The sequence below is a fragment of the Citrobacter sp. Cpo012 genome, from assembly GCF_030333015.1.
Lineage (GTDB): Bacteria > Pseudomonadota > Gammaproteobacteria > Enterobacterales > Enterobacteriaceae > Citrobacter > Citrobacter portucalensis.
In genome coordinates this window covers 344,734-366,202 of sequence record NZ_JAOWGR010000040.1, presented here as the reverse complement: position 1 = coordinate 366,202, position 21,469 = coordinate 344,734, and the positions used below count along the sequence as shown (strand labels likewise).

General features: G+C 54.4%; 17 protein-coding genes. 11 read left to right on the top strand and 6 right to left on the bottom strand.

Going from position 1 to position 21,469, the window contains the following annotated elements:
- Positions 1-124: 124 nt before the first annotated feature.
- The 5 genes from OGX90_RS16175 to OGX90_RS16155 form a co-directional block, all read right to left on the bottom strand.
- Positions 125-997 carry a phosphorothioated DNA-binding restriction endonuclease gene (locus tag OGX90_RS16175; protein ID WP_234692594.1) on the bottom strand — a complete coding sequence of 291 codons (873 nt, stop codon included), beginning with the start codon at positions 995-997 and terminating at the stop codon, positions 125-127.
- Positions 998-1,494: 497 nt separating this feature from the next.
- Positions 1,495-2,751 (bottom strand): NAD(P)/FAD-dependent oxidoreductase, encoded by a 1,257-nt coding sequence (locus OGX90_RS16170; protein WP_286624267.1) that lies wholly within the window; start codon positions 2,749-2,751, stop codon positions 1,495-1,497.
- Entirely contained in the window at positions 2,738-2,992 is a 255-nt protein-coding gene (locus tag OGX90_RS16165) for a (2Fe-2S)-binding protein (RefSeq protein WP_008786074.1), read from the bottom strand. The genes OGX90_RS16170 and OGX90_RS16165 overlap by 14 nt, the downstream gene beginning before the upstream one ends.
- On the bottom strand, positions 2,989-4,092 hold the full coding sequence (locus OGX90_RS16160) for an NAD(P)/FAD-dependent oxidoreductase (RefSeq protein ID WP_100271561.1): 1,104 nt from the start codon (positions 4,090-4,092) through the stop codon (positions 2,989-2,991). Before OGX90_RS16160 ends, OGX90_RS16165 begins: the two co-directional genes overlap by 4 nt.
- Positions 4,089-5,030: a 4-hydroxyproline epimerase gene (locus tag OGX90_RS16155; protein ID WP_286573910.1), complete on the bottom strand. Its 942-nt coding sequence runs from the start codon at positions 5,028-5,030 to the stop codon at positions 4,089-4,091. The genes OGX90_RS16160 and OGX90_RS16155 overlap by 4 nt, the downstream gene beginning before the upstream one ends.
- 308 nt (positions 5,031-5,338) lie before the next feature.
- Between OGX90_RS16155 and OGX90_RS16150 the strand changes: the two genes are divergently transcribed.
- From OGX90_RS16150 to pdxY, 8 genes are all read left to right on the top strand, one after another.
- Complete coding sequence (locus OGX90_RS16150; RefSeq protein WP_008786078.1) at positions 5,339-6,154, top strand: AraC family transcriptional regulator; 816 nt, start codon at positions 5,339-5,341, stop codon at positions 6,152-6,154.
- 138 nt (positions 6,155-6,292) lie between these two features.
- Positions 6,293-7,213 (top strand): dihydrodipicolinate synthase family protein, encoded by a 921-nt coding sequence (locus OGX90_RS16145; protein ID WP_286624265.1) that lies wholly within the window; start codon positions 6,293-6,295, stop codon positions 7,211-7,213.
- Between the two features lie 14 nt (positions 7,214-7,227).
- Complete coding sequence (locus OGX90_RS16140; protein ID WP_286624262.1) at positions 7,228-8,835, top strand: aldehyde dehydrogenase (NADP(+)); 1,608 nt, start codon at positions 7,228-7,230, stop codon at positions 8,833-8,835.
- Between the two features lie 11 nt (positions 8,836-8,846).
- Complete coding sequence (locus OGX90_RS16135; RefSeq protein WP_286573911.1) at positions 8,847-10,448, top strand: APC family permease; 1,602 nt, start codon at positions 8,847-8,849, stop codon at positions 10,446-10,448.
- Positions 10,449-10,459: 11 nt separating this feature from the next.
- Positions 10,460-11,470 carry an Ldh family oxidoreductase gene (locus tag OGX90_RS16130; RefSeq protein WP_286624260.1) on the top strand — a complete coding sequence of 337 codons (1,011 nt, stop codon included), beginning with the start codon at positions 10,460-10,462 and terminating at the stop codon, positions 11,468-11,470.
- An 819-nt stretch (positions 11,471-12,289) separates the two neighbouring features.
- The gene (locus OGX90_RS16125) at positions 12,290-13,660 is read left to right on the top strand and encodes a tyrosine phenol-lyase (RefSeq protein ID WP_016155590.1); all 1,371 of its coding nucleotides are present in this window, start codon (positions 12,290-12,292) and stop codon (positions 13,658-13,660) included.
- Between the two features lie 188 nt (positions 13,661-13,848).
- Positions 13,849-15,114 (top strand): aromatic amino acid transporter, encoded by a 1,266-nt coding sequence (locus OGX90_RS16120; RefSeq protein ID WP_003830097.1) that lies wholly within the window; start codon positions 13,849-13,851, stop codon positions 15,112-15,114.
- 11 nt (positions 15,115-15,125) lie between these two features.
- Positions 15,126-15,983 (top strand): pyridoxal kinase PdxY, encoded by an 858-nt coding sequence (pdxY, locus tag OGX90_RS16115; RefSeq protein WP_060682807.1) that lies wholly within the window; start codon positions 15,126-15,128, stop codon positions 15,981-15,983.
- A gap of 500 nt (positions 15,984-16,483) precedes the next feature.
- On the opposite strand, the gene OGX90_RS16110 is transcribed toward pdxY, so the two are convergent.
- Complete coding sequence (locus OGX90_RS16110) at positions 16,484-18,037, bottom strand: L-lactate permease (protein ID WP_286624258.1); 1,554 nt, start codon at positions 18,035-18,037, stop codon at positions 16,484-16,486.
- 581 nt (positions 18,038-18,618) lie between these two features.
- On the opposite strand from OGX90_RS16110, the gene OGX90_RS16105 reads away from it, so the two are divergent.
- The 3 genes from OGX90_RS16105 to OGX90_RS16095 are packed head-to-tail and all read left to right on the top strand — an operon-like array spanning position 18,619 to position 21,464.
- Positions 18,619-19,338: a (Fe-S)-binding protein gene (locus OGX90_RS16105; RefSeq protein WP_001102105.1), complete on the top strand. Its 720-nt coding sequence runs from the start codon at positions 18,619-18,621 to the stop codon at positions 19,336-19,338.
- 10 nt (positions 19,339-19,348) lie between these two features.
- Positions 19,349-20,776, top strand: coding sequence for a LutB/LldF family L-lactate oxidation iron-sulfur protein (locus OGX90_RS16100; RefSeq protein ID WP_286624256.1), 1,428 nt, complete (start codon positions 19,349-19,351; stop codon positions 20,774-20,776).
- Entirely contained in the window at positions 20,769-21,464 is a 696-nt protein-coding gene (locus OGX90_RS16095) for a LutC/YkgG family protein (protein WP_286624254.1), read from the top strand. Before OGX90_RS16100 ends, OGX90_RS16095 begins: the two co-directional genes overlap by 8 nt.
- Positions 21,465-21,469 lie beyond the last annotated feature (5 nt).

Sequence of the window (21,469 nt, the reverse complement as noted above, 5' to 3'; positions counted from 1 at the left end):
TTCTGTGATCTTCTTCCAAGTAATGATATTAAGTGCCCATTCTGGGGGCAAATCCCCAAAATAAATTCTAACAACCCATTAATTTTCAATGAATTAAACAAAAAGGCGAGTCCGGCCTTCGCACTCACCCTCTAAACACCTCCTTCCTGTGCCACTCCACAAAACCTTCTTTTGGATAATTCTCGCGCATCATCGGTAGAGCAATCTCCTTCCCGTCGAAATCCCAGAATAGTCTGCCCACCATGCCGCTGCCATTTACTGCGGGTGACACCTGAACTCGCATACTCTCATCCAGCCCAATCGAACCTTTATCAAATGCTTTATGGTGGATTGCACACAGCGCCAGGCCGTTCGAAATCTCGCACGGACCGCCGTGCTGTTTCCATTTGATATGGGCGGCTTCCAGGGCAACCGAAGTGCTGTCGTGGCGCATATTGAAGCCACAAATGGCGCATTCATAGTTATAGGCACGCAGAACCTGCTGGCGGAACAATGGGTCCCGCTGTTTGCGGATTTGCAGGATATCAAACCCCAGTTCATCCGCGATCTCTTCCTGGATGCTTTCGGTGAAGTGAGCCTCGAGAATTTGCTGTGCCAGGGTGTTAATGAGGTTGTTGCTCTTTTTCAGCAGGGCAAAATGTTGTTCATCAAAGCCTCCGGCAACGTTATGCGCCACCAGTTCTCCGGCAGGGGGCTGTTTGCTGCTGCCGGATGTTGAACAATGCTCGGCGTTTTGTAGCTCCCAGAATCCATCGCCCTGTAAGCGCCAGAAGGGCATATCCGGGCGATACTGCGCGCGTTGCGGTCCAAATCGCTCCAGCAGGCTATGCAAGGGGTCGCGAACTTCTAAACCGTAATCAAACAGGCGGCCATGGCCCTGCTGATACCCCGCCAGCACATGAAGCAGCAGCAGAGGCTTGTGCGGCGCACGCTGCTCGCCTTTACGCCAGATGGTGATGTCGGCAATTGCCTGTTGCAGGGATTTACTAGAAGCCATTGATTTCATTTTCGGGTAAATAATTGCGATGATGCTCGCAAAATATCACTTAATCAAGCGTTGCTGTGCCTATTTCGGCCAACACTAAAAACAATATTCATTATCGAATTCGCAGATTAAATAAAAAACTTTTTTCGCCATATTATTTTTTAGTTATTCATGCTTATTCATCGGGGGTGGTATAAGAATAAACCTTTCTTTAGTAAGTGTTATTTTTCTAACTATACGAAAAAAAGATTATTTCCTGGGGTGCTATGCTGGTTTCTGCTTGTTAATAAAAGCAATATCGGTAATTTGAAGTATTGGATTTATCATATTTTAAACATGCATTACATTCCCTTTATATTTTTGAATGTTTGGCAGAAATAGAACGCTCGGTTCCCAATACACAGAGCGAAATAGATACGGGTGAAGATAAAAATTATTCCCTTTGACGAAAAGGTCTACGGATACACCACATCAAAAAAGGCGCCAGTGGGCGCCTTTAAACCTGACCATCACCCCTCAGGCTTTGCGAGATGGATAAGCGTGTCGACACGCGCGGGGGAGAGCGGTTCGCGCGGCTGCGGCAGCGGCCAGCCGTACAGCCAGCGGGCGCTGGTGGCGCAGACTTTTCCCTGACAAGCCCCCATTCCACAGCGTGAGGCGAGCTTTGCCGCCTGCCAGCTTTCGGCGTTTTGCACGTCGCCACAACGAATATCCTCACAACGGCAGAGCAGCGTATCTGCGGTGGTCGCGGCTTTTAGCGACTCCGGCAGCGCAAACGTCGTATGCAACGCCTGGGCAAAACGCTGCCAGCGGGCGCGCGCGGAGATGGCGCTTTGGGCCTTTTGCGGACAATTTGCGGCGGCATAGCCGGCAATTTCTCCCTCGGCTAACGCCAGCTCGCTGCCGCCAAAGCCGGTGCATTCTCCTGCCGCATAGATATCCTGCACGCTGGTGCGTTGCTCCGCATCGACCCAAATAGCCTGATTTTCTGTTTTGCAGCCAAAGATTGCGCCAGGTTCTATATTCGGTACCAGCCCATAGCCAATGGCCAGCCTGTCGCAGGCGATTTCCCGGGTTTGCCCCTGGTGGCGCACGGTCACTGACTGCAGACAGGTATCACCCTGCGCTTGGATGACCTGGCTTGCCGGATGATAGCGGGCTGGAAAGAGCTCGCCGAACTGACGCAATTTTTCAGGCCAGCGCCATAGCCCGGTTGCGAAACGGGCCAGTGCGGTCATCGGGGCCTGTTCGATAATGGCGACAATATTCCCGCCAGCGCGTTTCACCGTACTGGCGACCGCCAGCAGAAGAGGACCGCTGCCTGCAATGACCACGCGTTCCCCCTTGAGTTGTAGGCCGTGTTTTATCTGCGCCTGCAGGCCTCCGGCCCCCGTCACATTGGGTAGCGTCCAGCCGGGAAAAGGCAGCGAGAGTTCTCTGGCGCCGCAGCATAAAATCAGCCGCTGCCAGCGGATTTCGCCGCAGTCGTCTGCGGTTTCGAAGACTACGGAATGTGGGGTGGGGCGGGCAATTAGCCGGGCACCGCTCAGCAGTGTGATGTTGGGATGTTCAGCTACCGCCTGACGAAGCCGTCTGGCGTCCCGGGGGAGCGAGACCTGCGGCCCGTCGCGCCAGATTTGCCCGCCGGGGCGCGGGTTGTCATCAAGGATTATCACTGATTTTCCACAGCGTGCGGCAGCCAGTGCCGCCGACAACCCGGCTGGCCCTGCGCCAAGGATCAGGATCTCACAGTCAACGCTTTGCATGATGGCTCCTTTCAATCACCATTTCGGGCTGGCATTCCGTCTGGCAGGCCAGCACCCGGTGTCCGTTCACCGTGACGCGGCACTCCTGGCAAACGCCCATTCCGCAGAAGGGCGCGCGCAGTTGACCACTCACCGAACGACGGGTCACGCCGTTGCCCACCAGGGCCAGTGCTGCTGCAATACTCATTCCGACGGGAACCTCACAGCTCTGGCCGTCGATAATTACGTTCAGGGTCGTCATGCGATGGCCTCCTGCTTGTGCAGGCGAGCGGGAAGCCAGGCATCCGGGGACACCGCCGGGCGCTCGCCAAGGATCTGGGCGCAAAGTAACTCGGCGGTTGCTGGCGCGGTTGTGACGCCGAGTCCTTCATGTCCCAGCGCCAGCCAGATACCCGGACGCGCAGGATGTGGGCCAATCAGCGGGTTGCCGTCAGCCGATGCCGCGCGAAAACCGCTCCAGCAACGAATGATATTTAGTGTCTCCAGAGAGGGTAAAAAATGGCGCGCGCGCGCCAGCATCTGTGCCAACAGGGGGAGATCAACCTCGCGGTCGGTGTTATCAAACTGTCGGGAGGAGCCAATCAGCAACTGTCCGGTGGGGCGTGGCTGAATGTTAAATGCCACTGAGGTGCCGCCTGCATGGGCGCTGGCACCGTATCCCAACTCTACCAGCTGGTGGCTGAGCAAGGGGCCGTAGCGGTCGGTAATCGCCAACTGGCCTTTTTTGGGTCTGAGCCAGTTTTCGTCCAGCAGCATATTGGCCCCCAGACCGCTGGCGATGACGATGGCGCGTGCGCGCAGTCGTTTACCGCTGTGTAGGGTGACGTAAGGGGCATCAACAGTGAGGGCGCTATCCCGAAGGTGCGTTAAATCGGCATCGTTAATAAACCAGCGGGCGACGTTTGGGGCGTAAACTATCCCGTCGCCAGGGACCCACAGCCCGCCAGTGAGTCCGGTGGTGAGCAGCGGTTCGCGTGCGGCAAGCCGATCGCGGGTCTGCATTTCACTGACAACCTGGTATTGTGCCATTCGTTGTTTCTTTTCTTCTGCCAGCGCAAGCTCTTGCGGCGTTTCCGCCAGCCACAGCGTGCCGCATCCGCGCCAGGCACAGCTTTCCGGCATCCGGGGCGTCAGTTTGCGCCAGCTCTCCAGAGACCAGGCGGAGAGTGCGAGCTCCGCAGGATCGTCATCCATGCACACCAGGTGACCCATACCCGCCGCCGTCGCGCCCGCATTGCCGTCATCGACCAGCGTGACTCGCTGTCCGCGAGCGGCCAGTTGCCAGGCGCAGGCGGCCCCGATAATCCCGGCACCGATAACGATGACGTCACTTTCGATCACAGCGAGATCCCCCAGCGGAACGGATCTTCAGGATTGAGGATCAGCTTATTATCACCACAGACCCATGCCTCTCCGCGGATCGTCGGGACGATCTTGTCGCCATGCGGCACGAAATGCGCCGTAAATTCGCTGCCGATGATGCTCGCCTGCCGCCAGGATTCTCCGGATTTGAGTTTTCCGTCCTCTGCCAGACAGGCCAGTTTGGCGCTGGTGCCGGTGCCGCAGGGCGATCGATCCCAGGCTTTACCGGGGCAGAGTACAAAGCTGCGGCTGTCCGCGCGATCATCTTCTGCAAACAGTTCGATATGATCGATAATGCCGTCATGTTCGCCACGGATGCCTGCACGATCTAACCCTTCACGGATTGCCCATGCGTACTCCGTCAATTCAGGGATCTTTTCCGGCGAGACCGCGAACGGATGATCGTTGACGAGGAAGAACCAGTTGCCGCCCCAGGCGATATCACCCGTTACCGTACCGTGGATGGTTTCAACCTGTACCTGCTTACGCCAGCGGTAGGCCGGCACGTTTTCGACCGAGACGCTGCCGTCTTCGTGCAGCGTGGCGGTCACATCGCCCACCGGCGTTTCAATCAGATGTTTACCGGGTTGAATGCGCCCAAGCCATGCCAGCGAGGCAATCAGCCCGATGGTGCCGTGACCGCACATGTTCAGAAAGCCGCAGTTGTTAAAGAAGATGACTCCCGCCGTGGCCTGTGGCGAAACTGGCTCACAGAGCAATGCACCGACCAGAACGTCGTTACCGCGCGGCTCAAGAATAATGGCTTTACGCCAGTCGTCGTAGTCGCGGGAAAAGCGCTCGCGACGCTCGCTCATGTTCCCCGCTCCCAGATCCGGAAAGCCGTCGATGACCAGGCGAGTGGGTTCACCGCCGGTGTGAGAATCAATCACTCTCAGTTCACTGTACTGTGCTGTCATAGGATCTCCGGGAAGTTAATATTTTGTTGCTAAATGCTGACGCAAGCCCTGCGTCCCGGCTTGATCGCTTTCGTCACTGTAAATGACGAAATCAGCATAATGGCCGCTGTTATCGTTAAGGCGATATCATATTTATTTGTTATTAATCATTTTGTTAGTGGTGTGGTAAACCAAAAAAGGCAACCGCGCCAGTGGCTGGAAAAGGGGAAATTATAAATCTACGGCAGGATCGCAAAACGCAGTAAGGATGCTTGCTGAGTTAACAAAAAGTTAATAAATATTCAGATCACTAATCGGGAGGAAGCGTGATGTCCTGTGTGATTAATGATGTGCGGGCCCCGTCGCCGGTGCCTGAAGTGGCTGAACTTAGCCAGATATGTGAGGGGTTGGCGCGTCAGCGTCCGGACAATATCCAGACGTTGCTCCATGCGATGGCATTGATTGCGCCGCTGCTCAATGCTATTCCGAATGTGGTTTTTTTTATCAAAGATGTGCAGGCCCGCTATTTGATGGTCAATATGACCCTGGCACGACGCTGCGGGTTTAAGACGGTCGTTTCTCTGCTGGGTAAAACCTCTGCCGATGTTTTCCCTTCAGCGCTTGGGCTGGGCTATACCGAGCAGGATATGCGGGTGCTGCGCGAAGGGGTAACGCTGCGCGATCAGCTGGAAATGCATCTCTACAACGGTCGTGAACGCGGCTGGTGTTTGACCCAGAAGCTGGCGCTGCGGGATGCGCAGGGCCAGGTCATCGGTATGGCGGGGATTTCACACGATCTGCAGGAAGCGCAAGCGCGTCACCCGGCGTGGCAGCGGCTGGCGATCGTCGACGATCATATCCGCAACCATTATCACCGTCCCATCGCGATGGAAGAGCTAACTGCCCTGAGCGGCATGTCGGTGGCGCAAATTGAGCGCTACTGTAAGCGTATTTTTCATCTCACGCCGCGCCAGATGATCCACAAAGTTCGGCTGGAAAAAGCCACCGAACTGCTGGCGGGCGATACGCCGATTACCGATATTGCGTTGCAGTGCGGTTATACCGATCACAGCGCGTTTAGCCGCCAGTTTAAGGCGATGACGGGCTCTACGCCGCGTGATTTTCGCATTACGCTTGCCGGGTAAGACACACTCACTGTGCTAATTTCGTCATCAAAGAGGAAGAAAACCACCAAGCAGTCGGTCGCCTGAAACGTCAATCTGTCAGTGAATATTCACCATTCATTCACTTTAAATTAACAAATTGACGACAAGGAACCGAACATGAGCAAGAAAGCCATTCACTGGAGCGGTGTATTCCCGGCAGTCAGCACCCAGTTTCGTAGCGATTATTCCCTGGATCTGGATGCCACCCATACGGTGATGAAAAACCTGGTCAAGGATGGTGTTTCTGGCCTGGTGGTGTGCGGCAGCGTGGGGGAGAACACCTCTCTGACCACGCAGGAAAAGCTGCAGATCATCGAAGTAGCGAAAGATGCTGCGGGCGGTCAGATCCCAGTCATTGCGGGGGTGGCCGAATTCACCACCGCGTTTGCACAGAAGATGGCGAAAGAGGCAGAGCGCGTGGGCGTCGACGGTATTATGGTGATGCCTGCGCTGGTGTATTCCTCAAAACCGCATGAAACAGCGGCCCACTTCCGCAGTGTGGCTACGGCTACCGACCTGCCCATCATGGTGTACAACAACCCGCCGATTTACAAAAACGACGTGACGCCGGATATCCTGGCGACGCTTGCCGACTGCGACAACATCGTCTGTTTCAAAGACTCCTCCGGCGATACCCGCCGTTTTATCGACCTGCGTAACTCTGTTGGCGACCGCTTTGTGCTGTTCGCTGGGCTGGATGATGTGGTGGTCGAGAGCATTACCGTTGGGGCGGAAGGCTGGATCTCCGGAATGTCGAACGCCTTCCCGCGTGAAGGGGAGACGTTGTTCCGCCTGGCGAAACAACAGCGTTATGAGGAAGCGATGGCGCTTTACCGCTGGTTTATGCCGTTGCTGCATCTGGATGCGCGCCCGGATCTGGTGCAGTGCATCAAGCTCTGTGAAGAATTGCTGGGGCGTGGCAGCGCCATTACCCGTCCACCGCGTCTGGCGCTGGAAGGGGATACCCGTGCGCAAGTGGTGGCGATTGTTGAGAAGGCGCTGGCGACCCGTCCACAGCTGCCGGATGTTGGCCTTTAAGTAAAGGAGTGATGATGACGCTACCTCTCTCTGTTTCGGGTCAGCAGTTTATCGCCGGACGCCGCGTGGCAAGCGGTGAGGCGACGCTGCCAAGCCTGCGTGCCGCTGACGGCAAGCTGACCGGATACTATTTTTACCCGGCCTCTCATGAGGAGGCCGCCGCCGCGGCGGAGGCGGCTGACCAGGCGTTTCCTGTCTATTCACAGACCGCGCCAGACGTGCGTGCCCGCTTTCTCGACACCCTTGCCGACGAGCTGGATTTGCTCGGCGAGGATTTTTTCGCCATAGCCCACCAGGAAACGGCACTGCCGCTGGCGCGGTTACAGGGAGAGCGCACCCGTACCAGTAATCAGCTGCGCATGTTTGCCGGGGTGCTGCGTCGGGGCGATGCCTTTGGCGTACGCATTGATACCGCACTCCCTGACCGCCAGCCCCTGCCACGTCCGGATCTGCGTCAGTATCTGACCGCGCTTGGCCCGGTGGCTGTGTTCGGGGCCAGCAATTTTCCGCTGGCCTTTTCTACGGCGGGAGGCGATACCGCATCAGCGCTGGCGGCGGGTTGTCCGGTGGTGGTGAAAGCCCATCCCGGACATATGGCGACGGCGGAATTGACTGCCCAGGCGATTGTGCGTGCGGTCGCGGCATCTGGCCTGCCTGCGGGCGTTTTTAACATGATTTTCGGCACCGATATTGGCGCGGATCTGGTTCGCCATCCGGCGATTCAGGCAGTGGGTTTTACCGGTTCGCTGCGCGGCGGTAAGGCGCTCTGGCAGCTGGCGCAGCAGCGTCCGCAGCCGATCCCCGTCTTTGCGGAAATGTCGGCCATTAACCCGCTGATTATTCTGCCGCAGGCCGTCGCCACGCGGGCAGAAACGCTGGCCAATGAGCTGGTGTCCTCTTTCACTTTGGGATGTGGACAGTTTTGTACCAAGCCGGGGCTGATCCTTGTCTTACGCGGCGAAGGTATGTCCCGCTTCACGCAGGCGCTGAAGGTCGCGGTTGACCAGGCACCGGCACAGATCATGCTGAATGCCCCGACGCTTGCCCATTATGAAGAGGGTGTCAGCGCGCTTGAGGCACATCCTCATATTCAGCGTTTGGCAGGGTCTGATGAATCGGTTATCGGCCGCGCGCAGGCCCGGTTGTATCAGGCTCCGGCTTCGCTGCTGCTGGCACAGGATCCACTGCTACAGCAGGAGGTGTTTGGCCCGCTGGCGGTATTGGTCGAGGTGGCCGATGAGGCGGAGTTGCAGTCCATTTTGCGCGTGATTCCGGGCCAACTGACGGCTACTGTGCACGCCGAATCTGATGATGGGCCGCTGGCACAGCGCCTACTGCCAGCCCTCACTGAAAAAGCGGGACGCGTTTTGTTTAACGGTTATCCAACCGGTGTCGAGGTTTGTGATGCCATGGTGCACGGCGGTCCGTGGCCTGCCACCACCGATGCTCGCGGTACCTCGGTAGGGACGCAATCCATCGACCGTTTTTTACGCCCGGTATGCCTGCAAAATGTGCCTGCCGCGCTGCTTCCGCCTGCTGTCCAGGATGACAACCCTCTGAACCTGCTGCGCCTGATTAACGGGCAGTGGACCCGGGAAGCCATTTCCCCCTCTGTTGACTGAAGGGCATGACCATGACGATTCACTCTACGCACCAAACACAGGCCCGCGTTGCTGAGGTGGGTAAATTTAAAAAGCAGCTAACGCTAACCGACCTGACGTTTATTGGGCTTGGGGCTATCTTCGGTTCCGGCTGGCTGTTTGCCGCAAGCCATGTGGCATCGATTGCCGGACCTGCGGGCATTGCCTCGTGGGTCATCGGCGGAATCGCCGTTTTGCTGTTAGGGATTGTCTATTGTGAGCTGGGTGCGGCACTGCCTCGTGCCGGGGGGATTATCCGTTATCCGGTCTTTTCCCACGGTGAGTTGATGGGGTATCTGCTTGGATTTATTACGCTGATTGCGTTTTCAAGCCTCATCTCCATAGAGATTGTTGCTGCGCGGCAGTATGCGGCAGCATGGTTCCCGATGCTGACTCAAACTGGCTCAAGCGACCCAACGTTGCTGGGATGGATAGTGCAGTTTTTGCTGCTGTGTTTGTTCTTCGGGCTGAATTACTACAGCGTAAAAACGTTTGCCCGTTCCAATAACATCATCAGTATTCTGAAATTTTTGGTGCCGCTAGCGGTCGTTGTGACGCTATTTACCTTTTTCAAACCTGAGAACCTGCACGTTCAGGGGATTGCACCCTTTGGTATGTCGGGCGTTGAGGCTGCGATTAGCGCCGGTGGGATCATCTTCGCCTACCTGGGGTTGACGCCAATTATTTCGGTGGCGAGTGAAGTAAAGAATCCGCAGCGTACCATCCCGGTGGCGCTGATTTTATCCGTGGTGCTGTCGACGATTATTTACGTGCTGTTGCAGCTGGCATTTCTTGGCAGTATTCCGACCGAAATGCTGGGTGGCGGCTGGGCGGAGATCAGCAAGCAATTTTCGCTGCCGTACCGGGATATCGCCATTACGCTCGGTATGGGCTGGCTGGCGTTTATGGTGGTGTGCGACGCGATTGTCTCCCCAAGTGGTACCGGCAATATCTACATGAACGCCACGCCGCGCGTGATTTATGGCTGGGCGAAAGCTGGCACCTTCTTTAAGACGTTTACCCACATCGATAAAGAGTCTGGCATTCCGCGTCCGGCGCTGTGGCTGACCTTTGCATTGTCTATCTTCTGGACATTGCCGTTCCCGTCATGGGAACAGCTGATAAGCGTGGTGTCGGCGGCGCTGGTACTGAGCTACGCCATTGCCCCGGTCACGGCGGCGGGGCTACGCCGTAATGCACCGGATTTGCCGCGCCCATTCCGCGTGCGTGCCTTCGGGATTATCGGTCCGGTGTCGTTTGTGATTTCGGCGCTGATTGTATTCTGGTCTGGCTGGGGCACGCTGTCATGGCTGCTGGGACTGCAGATTGTGATGTTTGTCGTCTATGTGCTTTGCAAATCAAAAGTGCCGGTACACACCGTAAGTCTGGCGCAGCAGGTGAAATCGTCTCTGTGGCTTATCGCCTTCTACGCGCTGATTATGCTCTTCTCCTGGCTGGGTAGTTTTGGGGGCACAGGGGTGATTGGTCATCCGTGGGATACGGTGGTGGTAGCGGTGATGTCGCTGGGAATTTACTACTGGGGTGAGCGAACCTGTCTGCCGCGGGCTAACTTTACCGGTGATGAAGAAGAGTAAAGGAGTCGGTCATGGAGATGGTAAACCTCTCGTTAACAGAGGCTTATGCGCTGGCATATAAGGTGCTGCGCGGGAACGGATTCAGTGAAGCGCATGCCGTGGCGATCGCGACAAACGTGACCCACGGTGAGCGTGATGGCTGTGCCTCGCATGGTTTGTGGCGGTTGCTGGGGATTGTGGAGACGCGACGTAAAGGAAAGGTGTCACCTGACGCTGAGCCGGTTATCGCCGATACCGCGCCGGCCATTGTGAAGGTGGACGCCGGTGGGGCATTTTCCCTGCTGGCATTCGAGCGCGCGCTTCCACTGTTGATAGAAAAGGCGCGCCACAGCGGTATTGCAGCCCTTGCGATTAACCGCTGTGTGCACTTTTCGGCGCTGTTTGCCGACGTTGAGCCGCTCACGGAGGCGGGGCTGGTGGCGCTGGCGACGACGCCCAGCCATGCGTGGGTTGCTCCCGCAGGCGGGACGCAGCCGCTTTTTGGCACTAACCCGATAGCATTTGGCTGGCCGCGTGAAGAAAAACCCCCGTTTATCTTCGACATGGCCACCAGTGCGGCGGCACGGGGAGAGATCCAACTCCATCAACGGGCGGGAAAAGCGGTGCCGGAAGGGTGGGGGATTGACGGTGACGGTCAGGCCACCACCGACGCGCAGGCGATCCTCGACGGTGCGATGTTGACGTTTGGCGGGCATAAAGGGTCGGCACTGGCGGCAATGGTGGAACTGCTTGCCGGACCGCTCATCGGCGATATGACCAGCGCGGAATCGCTGGCGTGGGATAAGGGAGCTGGCGGGTTGCCCTATGGTGGCGAGCTGATTCTGGCCCTGGACCCGGCCCGCTTTCTGGGACTGGAGGCTCCGCAGCATCTTGCACGTGCCGAGAGACTCTTTGCCGATATGCAGCGGCAAGGGGCGCGTTTGCCGGGCGAGCGTCGCTATCATTCCCGTATGCGTACAACTCGTGACGGTGTGGAAATAGCCCATTCGCTGTTCATGGATATATCTGCGTTAGTGAAATAATTATTGGCATTATCGCGATAACAGGCGGGATGATGTCCCTCCTGTTATACGTTTATATGAATAGTTACTGTGATTAGCGATGCGCAGGTGTTGGCGCACCTTCGTATCGCGCTAATAAAACCCCTGTAAATTCCCCCAGTGATCTTCGGTAAGCCCAGATGTAAATAAGATGAAATAAGCGCGAATAGCATGCTTTTGGAATAAATAGAAAACGCCTTCATCCCAATAAATCCGGTATTATTAATCGTATTTATTCATTATCTTTCGCGCGCCTGAATATCCCCACGCTCCAGAAAACAACGCCTGTCGGCATCAGACCAAAAATGCGATCTAACTCACTGAAGCAAATAGCAAACTCTGAAACAACGCTTAATTGTACACTTTGCTTTACACTTTTAGTGATGTGAATCACAAATATAAACCCGGGAAGTGATCCGACTCTCACAAATTGGGGTGTACTCATTGAGCAATACATTATGAGAACAGCCTGGAAAGTTAAGTTTTCAGTATTTTCCCTCTCCAGTGATATGCAACGGTGAAGGGCAAATCAACACGCAAAAAAAACTCGTTGAATATGAACGGGTAAAAAAATGACGTGTGATTTGCATCACTCACATTTACAGCTTTTTAAATTATTGCCAGTGATTAATGTTGACCGGGCTATTTCCATAATCAATCAAATCTTGCATAGTGCCTCCACATTATTTCTCCCCCTGGCTCAGGAGGCGAATAGTTATATTTCATCAGACTTTATTGATGAACCAGGTATGATTTACTTCACATTAATACGTACATGACCACTGTTACTGGAGAAACAAAATGAATTATCCGGCAGAACCCTTCCGTATTAAAAGCGTTGAAACTGTATCTATGATCCCGCGTGATGAGCGCCTTAAGAAAATGCAGGAAGCGGGTTACAATACTTTCCTGTTAAATTCGAAAGATATTTATATTGACCTGCTGACCGACAGTGGCACCAACGCAATGAGCGACAAGCAGTGGGCCGGAATGATGATGGGTGATGAAGCTTACGCGGGCAGCGAAAACTTCTATCATCTGGAAAGAACCGTGCAGGAACTGTTCGGCTTTAAACATATTGTTCCGACTCACCAGGGCCGCGGCGCAGAAAACTTATTATCACAACTGGCTATTAAACCAGGGCAATATGTTGCCGGGAATATGTATTTCACTACCACCCGTTATCACCAGGAAAAAAATGGTGCGGTGTTTGTCGATATCGTTCGTGACGAAGCGCACGATGCCGGTCTGAATATTGCGTTTAAAGGTGATATCGATCTTAAAAAATTACAAAAACTGATTGATGAAAAAGGCGCAGAGAATATTGCGTATATCTGCCTGGCGGTGACGGTTAACCTCGCGGGCGGGCAGCCGGTCTCGATGGCGAACATGCGTGCGGTGCGTGAACTGACGGCAGCGCACGGCATTAAAGTGTTCTACGACGCTACCCGCTGCGTGGAAAACGCCTACTTTATCAAAGAGCAAGAGCAGGGTTTTGAGAACAAGAGCATCGCCGAGATCGTGCATGAGATGTTCAGCTACGCCGACGGTTGTACCATGAGTGGTAAAAAAGACTGTCTGGTGAACATCGGCGGCTTCCTGTGCATGAACGATGACGAAATGTTCTCTTCTGCCAAAGAGTTAGTCGTAGTTTACGAAGGTATGCCATCCTACGGCGGCCTGGCCGGACGCGACATGGAAGCGATGGCGATTGGCCTGCGCGAAGCCATGCAGTACGAGTACATCGAGCACCGCGTGAAGCAGGTTCGCTACCTGGGCGATAAGCTGAAAGCCGCTGGCGTACCGATTGTTGAACCGGTGGGTGGTCACGCGGTATTCCTCGATGCGCGTCGCTTCTGCGAGCATCTGACGCAGGACGAGTTCCCGGCACAAAGTCTGGCCGCCAGCATCTATGTGGAAACCGGCGTGCGCAGTATGGAGCGCGGAATTATCTCTGCGGGCCGTAATAACGTGACCGGTGAACACCACAGACCGAAACTGGAAACCGTGCGTCTGACTATTCCACGCCGTGTTTATACCTATGCACATATGGATGTCGTGGCTGACGGTATTATTAAACTTTACCAGCACAAAGAAGATATTCGCGGGCTGAAGTTTATTTACGAGCCGAAGCAGTTGCGTTTCTTTACTGCACGCTTTGATTACATCTAAAAAATAGTTATGGCCCCATCACGTGATGGGGCTTTTTTGTATTCCTTTTCCTTGAACAGGAAGCCTTTGCGGTGCCCGTTACCGTGACATAACTAAAAAAGTAAACCCTGACTCCGACATTTTTATTATCCGCATGATGTACAAATGACAGCTGTAATTATAACGAATAGTCTACAGGAACATTTATCATGGATATTAATGCCATTGAGCGACAGAGTAGTACCCCCGGACTGATTAGCGGAACCATGTTGGTTATCGCGACCGTAGTGGGTGGCGGGATGTTCTCCCTGCCGATTGCGATGGCCGGCGTATGGTTCCCCGGTGCGTCTGTTATTCTTCTGTTTATCGCCATCATGATGTTATTAACCGGTCTGATGCTGGTTGAAGTCAACCTGCATTATGGCGCCGGTGCCAGTTTTAATACCTTTACTCAGGATTTATTAGGCCGTAAATGGAATATCGTTGTCGGTATCGCTTTCGGCTTTGTGCTGTATATTCTGACCTATGCCTATATTTCCGGATCGTCAGCGGTGATGGCGCAAACCGTGTTCAAATACAGCGGCGTGCGTTTTCCGGCGAATATCTCGGTGGTGATCGTCAGTATGCTGGTCGGCGCGATTGCCTGGTACAGCTCCTTGCTGGTCGGACGCATCACTACCGTGTTGATTATCGGTAAGTTTATCGCGTTCTTTGCTACTTTCTCTGGGCTGGTTGGTCATATTGAAGTGGCGAAACTTGTCGACAGCGTGGCGGTGGCGCTGCCCAACTCACAGTACCTGCCTTACATTCTGATGACGCTGCCGTTCTGTATTATCTCGTTTGGTTTTCACGGTAACGTGCCGAGCCTGGTCAAGCTGTATGGCAAGAGTGGGGTCCCGAATATCACGCGTTCGATTATCATCGGTACGCTGTTTGCCCTGCTGCTGTATATCTTCTGGCTGGGCGTCACGATGGGTAACATCAGCCGTTCCGCGTTCCCGCCAATTATCGCCAAAGGCGGCAATATCGACGTGTTTGTTGAGGCCATCAGCGAGCTGTTCACCAGCCGGTATATGGATCTGATCCTGACCTTCTTCGGCAACTTCGCAGTAGCCAGTTCTCTGCTGGCGGCGACGCTTGGCTTGTTCGATTACATCGCCGACCTGTTTCACTTCCCGGATGACGGCATGGGCCGCCTGAAAACCGCGCTGGTGACCTACTTCCCGCCAGCCGCCGTGTGCTTCTTCTTCCCGAACGGTTTTGTGCACGCGATTGGCTACGCCGGTCTGGCCTTTACCATCTGGAGCGTGATCCTGCCGCCGTTCCTGGTGAAAGCCGCGCGGAAACGTTTTCCGACCGCCAGCTATACCGCGCCCTGTAATAACACCGTGCTTAACCTGGTGATTGTCTGTGGAGCGGTTGTCTATCTGACGGTTGTTCTGGACGTATTTGGTCTGCTGCCAACGTTTCGTTAGACGGAGTCAAAATGAAAAACGTGTTGTCTGTTCAGTCGTCAGTCGTTTATGGCTATGCCGGAAATAAAGCCGCTGTGTTGCCGATGCAGCTTTCGGGGATCGATGTCTGGCCGTTTTACACCGTACAGTTTTCCAACCACACCCAGTACGGGATGTGGCAGGGCATGGCGATGCCGCACGGCGAGCTGAGCGCCATCATCAGCGGGCTGGATGACCTGCAAAAGCTGGCGCAATGCGACGCCGTGCTGTCCGGGTATCTTGGAGATAAACGTCATTGTGAAGAGGTGAAGCACGCGGTCACCACCATTCGTCAGCGTAATCCGCAGGCGCTCTATTTTTGCGATCCGGTGATGGGCGATCCGCAAAAAGGCTGCATTGTCGCGCAGGGCGTAGAGTCCTTTTTTGTCGATGATGCCATTCAACTGGCCGACATCATGGGACCGAATCTCTATGAGCTGGGCGTGCTGACGGGCAGACAACTGCGTGGTTTTGACGAGGTGGTGGAAGCTGCGCAGCAGCTGGTGTCGTGGGGTGTGAAGAAGGTGCTGGTGAAGCATCTCGGCGACTGTTCGCGGGACAAACAGGCGTTTGAAATGCTGCTGGTGACGCCGGAACAGACGTTACACATTGCCCGGCCGCTGTATACCTTTGCCAAAATGCCGGTGGGCGTTGGGGATCTGATTTGCAGCGTGATGCTGGCTTCACTGCTCAATGGTTATGAGGACAAGCAGGCGCTGGAGCGGACCACCAGTGTCGTCGATGCTGTGATGCGACTGACGAAAGAGCATGATTCGTATGAACTGCGGCTGATAGATGCGCGTCACCAGATAATGGATCCGCAAATTCGCTATCGGGCAGCGGTACTGTAGCGCCACGAGGGGGCTCTATGTTTCTGACATTGCTGCGGCTTCAGCATCCGCTGGTCTACCGTTTCGCGTGGCTTCGTCTGTGGGTGGCGGTGTTAAGAGCATGCGGTCTGCGTAAGAGGAAGGGGTGAGCATTTTACGCTGCTGTCGCTGCCGGATGCGGCTCGCGCCTTATCCGGCCTACAAATGAGCGTGAAACGCAGGCCTACAAATGAGTGTGAAATGTAGGCCTGATAAGCGAAGCGCCATCAGGCATAAGCGCCAGGTATTACACGCGGAAGTAGCGTGGTGGAATCAACGCGGAAAAGGCGTCGAACTTCTTCACCATCTTTTTCCAGAACAACATAACAACAATCCTCGATTTGAAACATCGGCGCTATTTTAGTCAGCGCCGACAAATCGTAAAGCCTGTCGCCTTGTTCCGTTCCTGGGGCGGTGTAAACCTTTTTGGTCACTGTGTCGTCAAATACGATTGCCGCGAATTTGACGGGGTTGACAATGGCTTACGCCATAAACCAGTAATAAAAGAGACCGACTTTCAGGCCGAGGATCACAATGTAGGCGCAGCAGTATTTCATGGTGCCAGACATAATCTGGTTGGCCTGACCGTCCATTTTGGTGGCAGAAACCGCGATGGCGATGCTTTGCGGCGAAATCATTTTCCCCCCCGTAGCGCCAGAGGTATTGGCCGCCGCCAGCCAGTTAGGATCGATATGCAACTTGCTGGCAGCAATGGTTTGCAGCTTGCCGAACAGAATGTTCGAGTTGGTATCGCTGCCGGTAACGAACGTGCCCAGCGCGCCAATCACCGGGGCGAGGAAGACGTATGAGCTGCCGGTCAGATCGACAATCGACTGCGCCAGCGTGGAGATAATCCCGCTGAGATCCATCACCGTGGCCAGCGCGACGATCGCCATAATTGCGACGATAGAGTTTTTAAGCTGGAAAATCGTTTTGATAAATACTTCCAGCATCCCGCGTGCGGACGCCCCCTGAATAAAACCGCCGATAATGGTCGCAAAGATGATCAGCATCCCTGGTGTGGTCACCCATTCAACTTTCAGTGCCATCGTTTTGCCGTCAGCCAACGTGAAATGCAGCACCGAAGCCAGTTGGGACGCCGCGCCTTTTATTGTCGGGAACAGCGGCGAACACAGCAGGATAAACACAAAAATAAACAGATAGATAGAGCCCACGCGGAACAGCACTTTTGCCGAGCGCGGCGTGGTTTCGCGGGTATGGCTGACCTCAATACGCCACTCTGGATCGGTTTTCCCTTTGCGCAGGCGACTGACCATCGCCACGGCAAACAGGCTGACCAGGCTACCGGCAAAAGCGGGTAATTCCGCGCCAAGATGGATGGCGACAAAATATTGCGGAACCAGCGTGGTGATGCCGCAAATCAACGTGATCAGAAATACGCCACGAATGGCTTTCAGGCCGCCGCCAATAATGCAGACAATCACAAACGGCAGCAGGATATTAAACAGCGCGAGCTGCAAAATAATGGTTCCGCCTAAGGTATAAACCGGCAGATTAACCTGCTCTGCCAGAATAGAAACCGGGATCCCGACCGCGCCGAATGCGGTGGGAACGGTATTCGCCACGAGAGAAGCAATCGCTGCTTTCAGCGGGTTGAATCCCAGCGCAATAAGAATGCCGATCGGAATAGCGACCGCCGTACCATAACCCGCTGCGGCTTCAAGAAATCCACCAAAACACCATGAAATCAGCAGCACCTGAATACGCTTATCTTCGCTAATGCTGGCGAGAATATCGCGCAAAATATCCAGTGCTTTGGTCGCTTGCATGACGTTATAACTGAAAATAGCTCCGAGGATCACAATCACGATCGGCCATAGTCCCTTCAGTGCGCCATAGCCTATCGCGGCTTTCAGATTTTGTACGGGCATTTCCCAGAATATTGCCGATAGTGCAGCGGTGAATATCAAAGAAATCAGTACGGAATAATGGATGGGCATTTTTAATTTCAGTATTAAAAATACCATAAGTAGTAAAGGAGATAGTGCCAGGGCAAACATAAAATATTCGTTCATTGCTATTCCTGATTGGTTCATTAAACCTGATTTATATTTATGGCGGGAAGGCTACATTGCCGTGTAAATAAAATATGTAAACTGAATCGCTTCAGTGAATAAAGTAATTATGATTTGTGGTTTTGTAACTATTGTAATCTTTTAATTAAAATTCAATGCCATGTAAATATACTTAAGAGCAAGGTGAATACCCATAAGTGGTTATTTAATAACGTTTTTAATAATGGTAGTGACGAAGGTAGTAATCATTCGAAACTATTTTATAAGGTGTTAATAACACTGTTGTTTTCAATATAAAAATGTGAGCAAGTCCGAAATAAATAAACATGGGTATTGCATATGCATGTTGATTAGTGGATTATTTGGTTTTGTCATACAAATGAAAATACAGACATTTGCGATTGTCCTGATATAAGAAGAGGAGAGTCGCTATCAAAGGAAAACGATCCGTGCATCATAATGAGCCCAGACATTAGTAAAACAAGCAAATACAAAAACTGGGCGTGAAATACAGCTGAATCTTTGCTTGATATCGCGATATCAAGCGCAATAAACAGAAATGAAGCAATGGAGTAGTTATTGTGAATGTAAATTTCTTTGTTACCTGCATTGGTGACGCACTGAAATCACGGATGGCACGAGACTCCGTATTGCTGCTGGAAAAACTGGGTTGTCGCGTGAATTTCCCCGAGAAGCAAGGGTGTTGCGGTCAGCCAGCCATCAACAGCGGATACATCAAAGAGGCGATCCCCGGGATGAAAAACCTGATCGCCGCGCTGGAAGACAACGACGATCCGATTATCTCCCCGGCAGGCTCCTGCACCTACGCGGTAAAAAGCTACCCGACGTATCTGGCCGATGAACCGGAATGGGCGCTGCGTGCTGAGAAAGTTTCCGCGCGTATGCAGGATCTCACCTCCTTTATCGTCAACAAACTGGGCGTGGTGGACGTTGGTGCCAGCCTGCAGGGCCGTGCTGTGTATCATCCTTCCTGTAGCTTGACCCGCAAACTGGGAGTGAAGGAAGAGCCGCTTACGCTGCTGAAAAACGTGCGCGGACTGGAGCTGTTGACGTTTGCCGATCAGGATACCTGTTGCGGCTTTGGCGGGACGTTCTCGGTCAAGATGGCCGAGATATCCGGTGAGATGGTGAAAGAGAAAGTCTTACATCTGATGGATGCAAAGCCGGAATTTTTGATTGGCGCAGACGTTAGCTGCCTGCTGAACATTGGCGGCCGACTGCAACGGGAAGGCCAGCCGGTCAAAGTGATGCATATTGCTGAAGTGCTGATGAGCCGCTGAGGGGAAAGAGATGTCGATAAAAACCAGCGATGTAGAATTTAAACTGCGTATTCGTCAGCAGATAGAAGATCCGATCATGCGCAAAGCCGTGGCTAATGCGCAGGAGCGTATCGGCGCGAATCGGCAAAAAATGGTCGATGAGTTAGGCCACTGGGAAGACTGGCGCGATCGTGCCAGCCAGATCCGCGATCACGTTCTGAGCAACCTCGACGCTTACCTGTACCAACTCTCCGAGAAAGTGACGGAAAACGGCGGACACGTCTATTTCGCCAAAACCAAAGAAGACGCCACTCGCTACATTTTGCAGGTCGCGCAGAGTAAAAATGCGAAGAAGGTGGTGAAGTCCAAGTCGATGGTGACCGAAGAAATCGGCGTCAACCACGTGCTGCAGGATGCCGGAATCCAGGTGATCGAAACCGATCTCGGGGAATATATTCTGCAGTTGGATCAGGATCCGCCTTCGCACGTCGTGGTCCCGGCGATTCATAAAGATCGCTACCAGATCCGCCGCGTGCTGAACGAACGTCTGGGATACGACGGCCCGGAAACCCCGGAAGCTATGACCTTGTTCATTCGTCAGAAGATCCGCGAGGAATTCCTCAGTGCCGAAATCGGTATTACTGGCTGTAACTTTGCCGTGGCGGAAACCGGCTCGGTGTGTCTGGTGACCAACGAAGGCAACGCGCGCATGTGCACCACGCTGCCGAAAACGCACATTGCGGTGATGGGCATGGAGCGTATCGCGCCGACCTTTGCCGAGGTGGATGTGCTGATCACCATGCTGGCGCGCAGCGCCGTGGGCGCACGTCTGACGGGCTACAACACCTGGCTGACCGGCCCGCGTGAGGCGGATAACGTTGACGGACCGGAAGAGTTCCATCTGGTGATTGTCGATAACGGTCGCTCGCAGGTGCTGGGCTCAGAGTTTCGCGATGTGCTGCGCTGCATCCGCTGCGGAGCCTGTATGAATACCTGTCCGGCGTACCGCCACATCGGCGGACACGGCTATGGCTCTATCTATCCTGGACCTATCGGCGCGGTGATTTCTCCGCTGCTCGGTGGCTATAAAGATTTTAAAGACCTGCCGTACGCCTGTTCTTTATGCACGGCCTGTGACAGCGTCTGCCCGGTGCGTATTCCGTTGTCAAAACTGATCCTGCGTCATCGCCGGGTGATGGCCGAGGAGGGCATTACGCCGAAAGCCGAGCGACGGGCGATCAAGATGTTCGCCTATGCCAATAGCCATCCGGGGCTGTGGAAAGTCGGGATGATGGCGGGCGCGCATGCGGCGAGCTGGTTTATCAATGGCGGCAAAACCCCGCTCAAGGTTGGCGCGATTGGTGACTGGATGGAGGCGCGCGATCTGCCTGATGCTGACGGCGAGAGCTTCCGTAGCTGGTTTAAGAAACATCAGGCGCAGGAGAAAAAGAATGGATAACCGTACCGCGTTTTTAAACACCATCGCCCAGGCGCTGGGTCGCCCGCTGCGCTTCGAGCCGCAAGCAGATGCCGCGCCGGTTAACAACTATGCCAACGAGCGCCTGGCCGAGCTTAGCCCCGAGCAGCGCTGCTCTGCGTTTATCCAGTTTGCCAGCGAAGTGATGCTGGCCCGCTGCGAACTGACCAGCGAGGACCAGGCCGCAGACGCGGCGCTGCGCCTGTGTAAAGAATTGGGTCAGCAGCCTGTGGTGCTGAGCGGCGACAGCCGGCTGGTGGATCTGGGTATCACCGAACGCTTGCAGCAGGAATGCAACGCCGTGGTCTGGGATCCGGCGCGTGGTAGCGAAAATATTACCCAGGCCGAGCAGGCGAAAGTCGGCGTGGTGTATGCCGAGTATGGCCTGACCGAGTCCGGCGGCGTGGTACTGTTTTCCGCACCAGAGCGCGGGCGCTCCCTGAGCCTGTTGCCGGAGTCCTCTATTTTCGTGCTGCGTAAAAGCACCATCCTGCCGCGCGTGGCGCAGCTGGCAGAAAAACTGCATCAGAAAGCACAGGCCGGTGAGCGTATGCCATCGTGCATTAATATCATCAGTGGACCCAGCTCGACGGCGGATATTGAGCTTATCAAGGTGGTTGGGGTGCATGGCCCGGTGAAGGCGGTGTATCTGATTATTGAGGATTGTTGAGGCAG

Coding starts and splice junctions, on each gene's coding strand:
- OGX90_RS16175 (WP_234692594.1), bottom strand. CDS start 997: ATGGCTTCTAGTAAATCCCTGCAACAGGCAATTGCCGACATCACCATC.
- OGX90_RS16170 (WP_286624267.1), bottom strand. CDS start 2,751: ATGCAAAGCGTTGACTGTGAGATCCTGATCCTTGGCGCAGGGCCAGCC.
- OGX90_RS16165 (WP_008786074.1), bottom strand. CDS start 2,992: ATGACGACCCTGAACGTAATTATCGACGGCCAGAGCTGTGAGGTTCCC.
- OGX90_RS16155 (WP_286573910.1), bottom strand. CDS start 5,030: ATGACAGCACAGTACAGTGAACTGAGAGTGATTGATTCTCACACCGGC.
- OGX90_RS16150 (WP_008786078.1), top strand. CDS start 5,339: ATGTCCTGTGTGATTAATGATGTGCGGGCCCCGTCGCCGGTGCCTGAA.
- OGX90_RS16145 (WP_286624265.1), top strand. CDS start 6,293: ATGAGCAAGAAAGCCATTCACTGGAGCGGTGTATTCCCGGCAGTCAGC.
- OGX90_RS16140 (WP_286624262.1), top strand. CDS start 7,228: ATGACGCTACCTCTCTCTGTTTCGGGTCAGCAGTTTATCGCCGGACGC.
- OGX90_RS16135 (WP_286573911.1), top strand. CDS start 8,847: ATGACGATTCACTCTACGCACCAAACACAGGCCCGCGTTGCTGAGGTG.
- OGX90_RS16130 (WP_286624260.1), top strand. CDS start 10,460: ATGGAGATGGTAAACCTCTCGTTAACAGAGGCTTATGCGCTGGCATAT.
- OGX90_RS16125 (WP_016155590.1), top strand. CDS start 12,290: ATGAATTATCCGGCAGAACCCTTCCGTATTAAAAGCGTTGAAACTGTA.
- OGX90_RS16120 (WP_003830097.1), top strand. CDS start 13,849: ATGGATATTAATGCCATTGAGCGACAGAGTAGTACCCCCGGACTGATT.
- pdxY (WP_060682807.1), top strand. CDS start 15,126: ATGAAAAACGTGTTGTCTGTTCAGTCGTCAGTCGTTTATGGCTATGCC.
- OGX90_RS16110 (WP_286624258.1), bottom strand. CDS start 18,037: ATGAACGAATATTTTATGTTTGCCCTGGCACTATCTCCTTTACTACTT.
- OGX90_RS16100 (WP_286624256.1), top strand. CDS start 19,349: ATGTCGATAAAAACCAGCGATGTAGAATTTAAACTGCGTATTCGTCAG.
- OGX90_RS16095 (WP_286624254.1), top strand. CDS start 20,769: ATGGATAACCGTACCGCGTTTTTAAACACCATCGCCCAGGCGCTGGGT.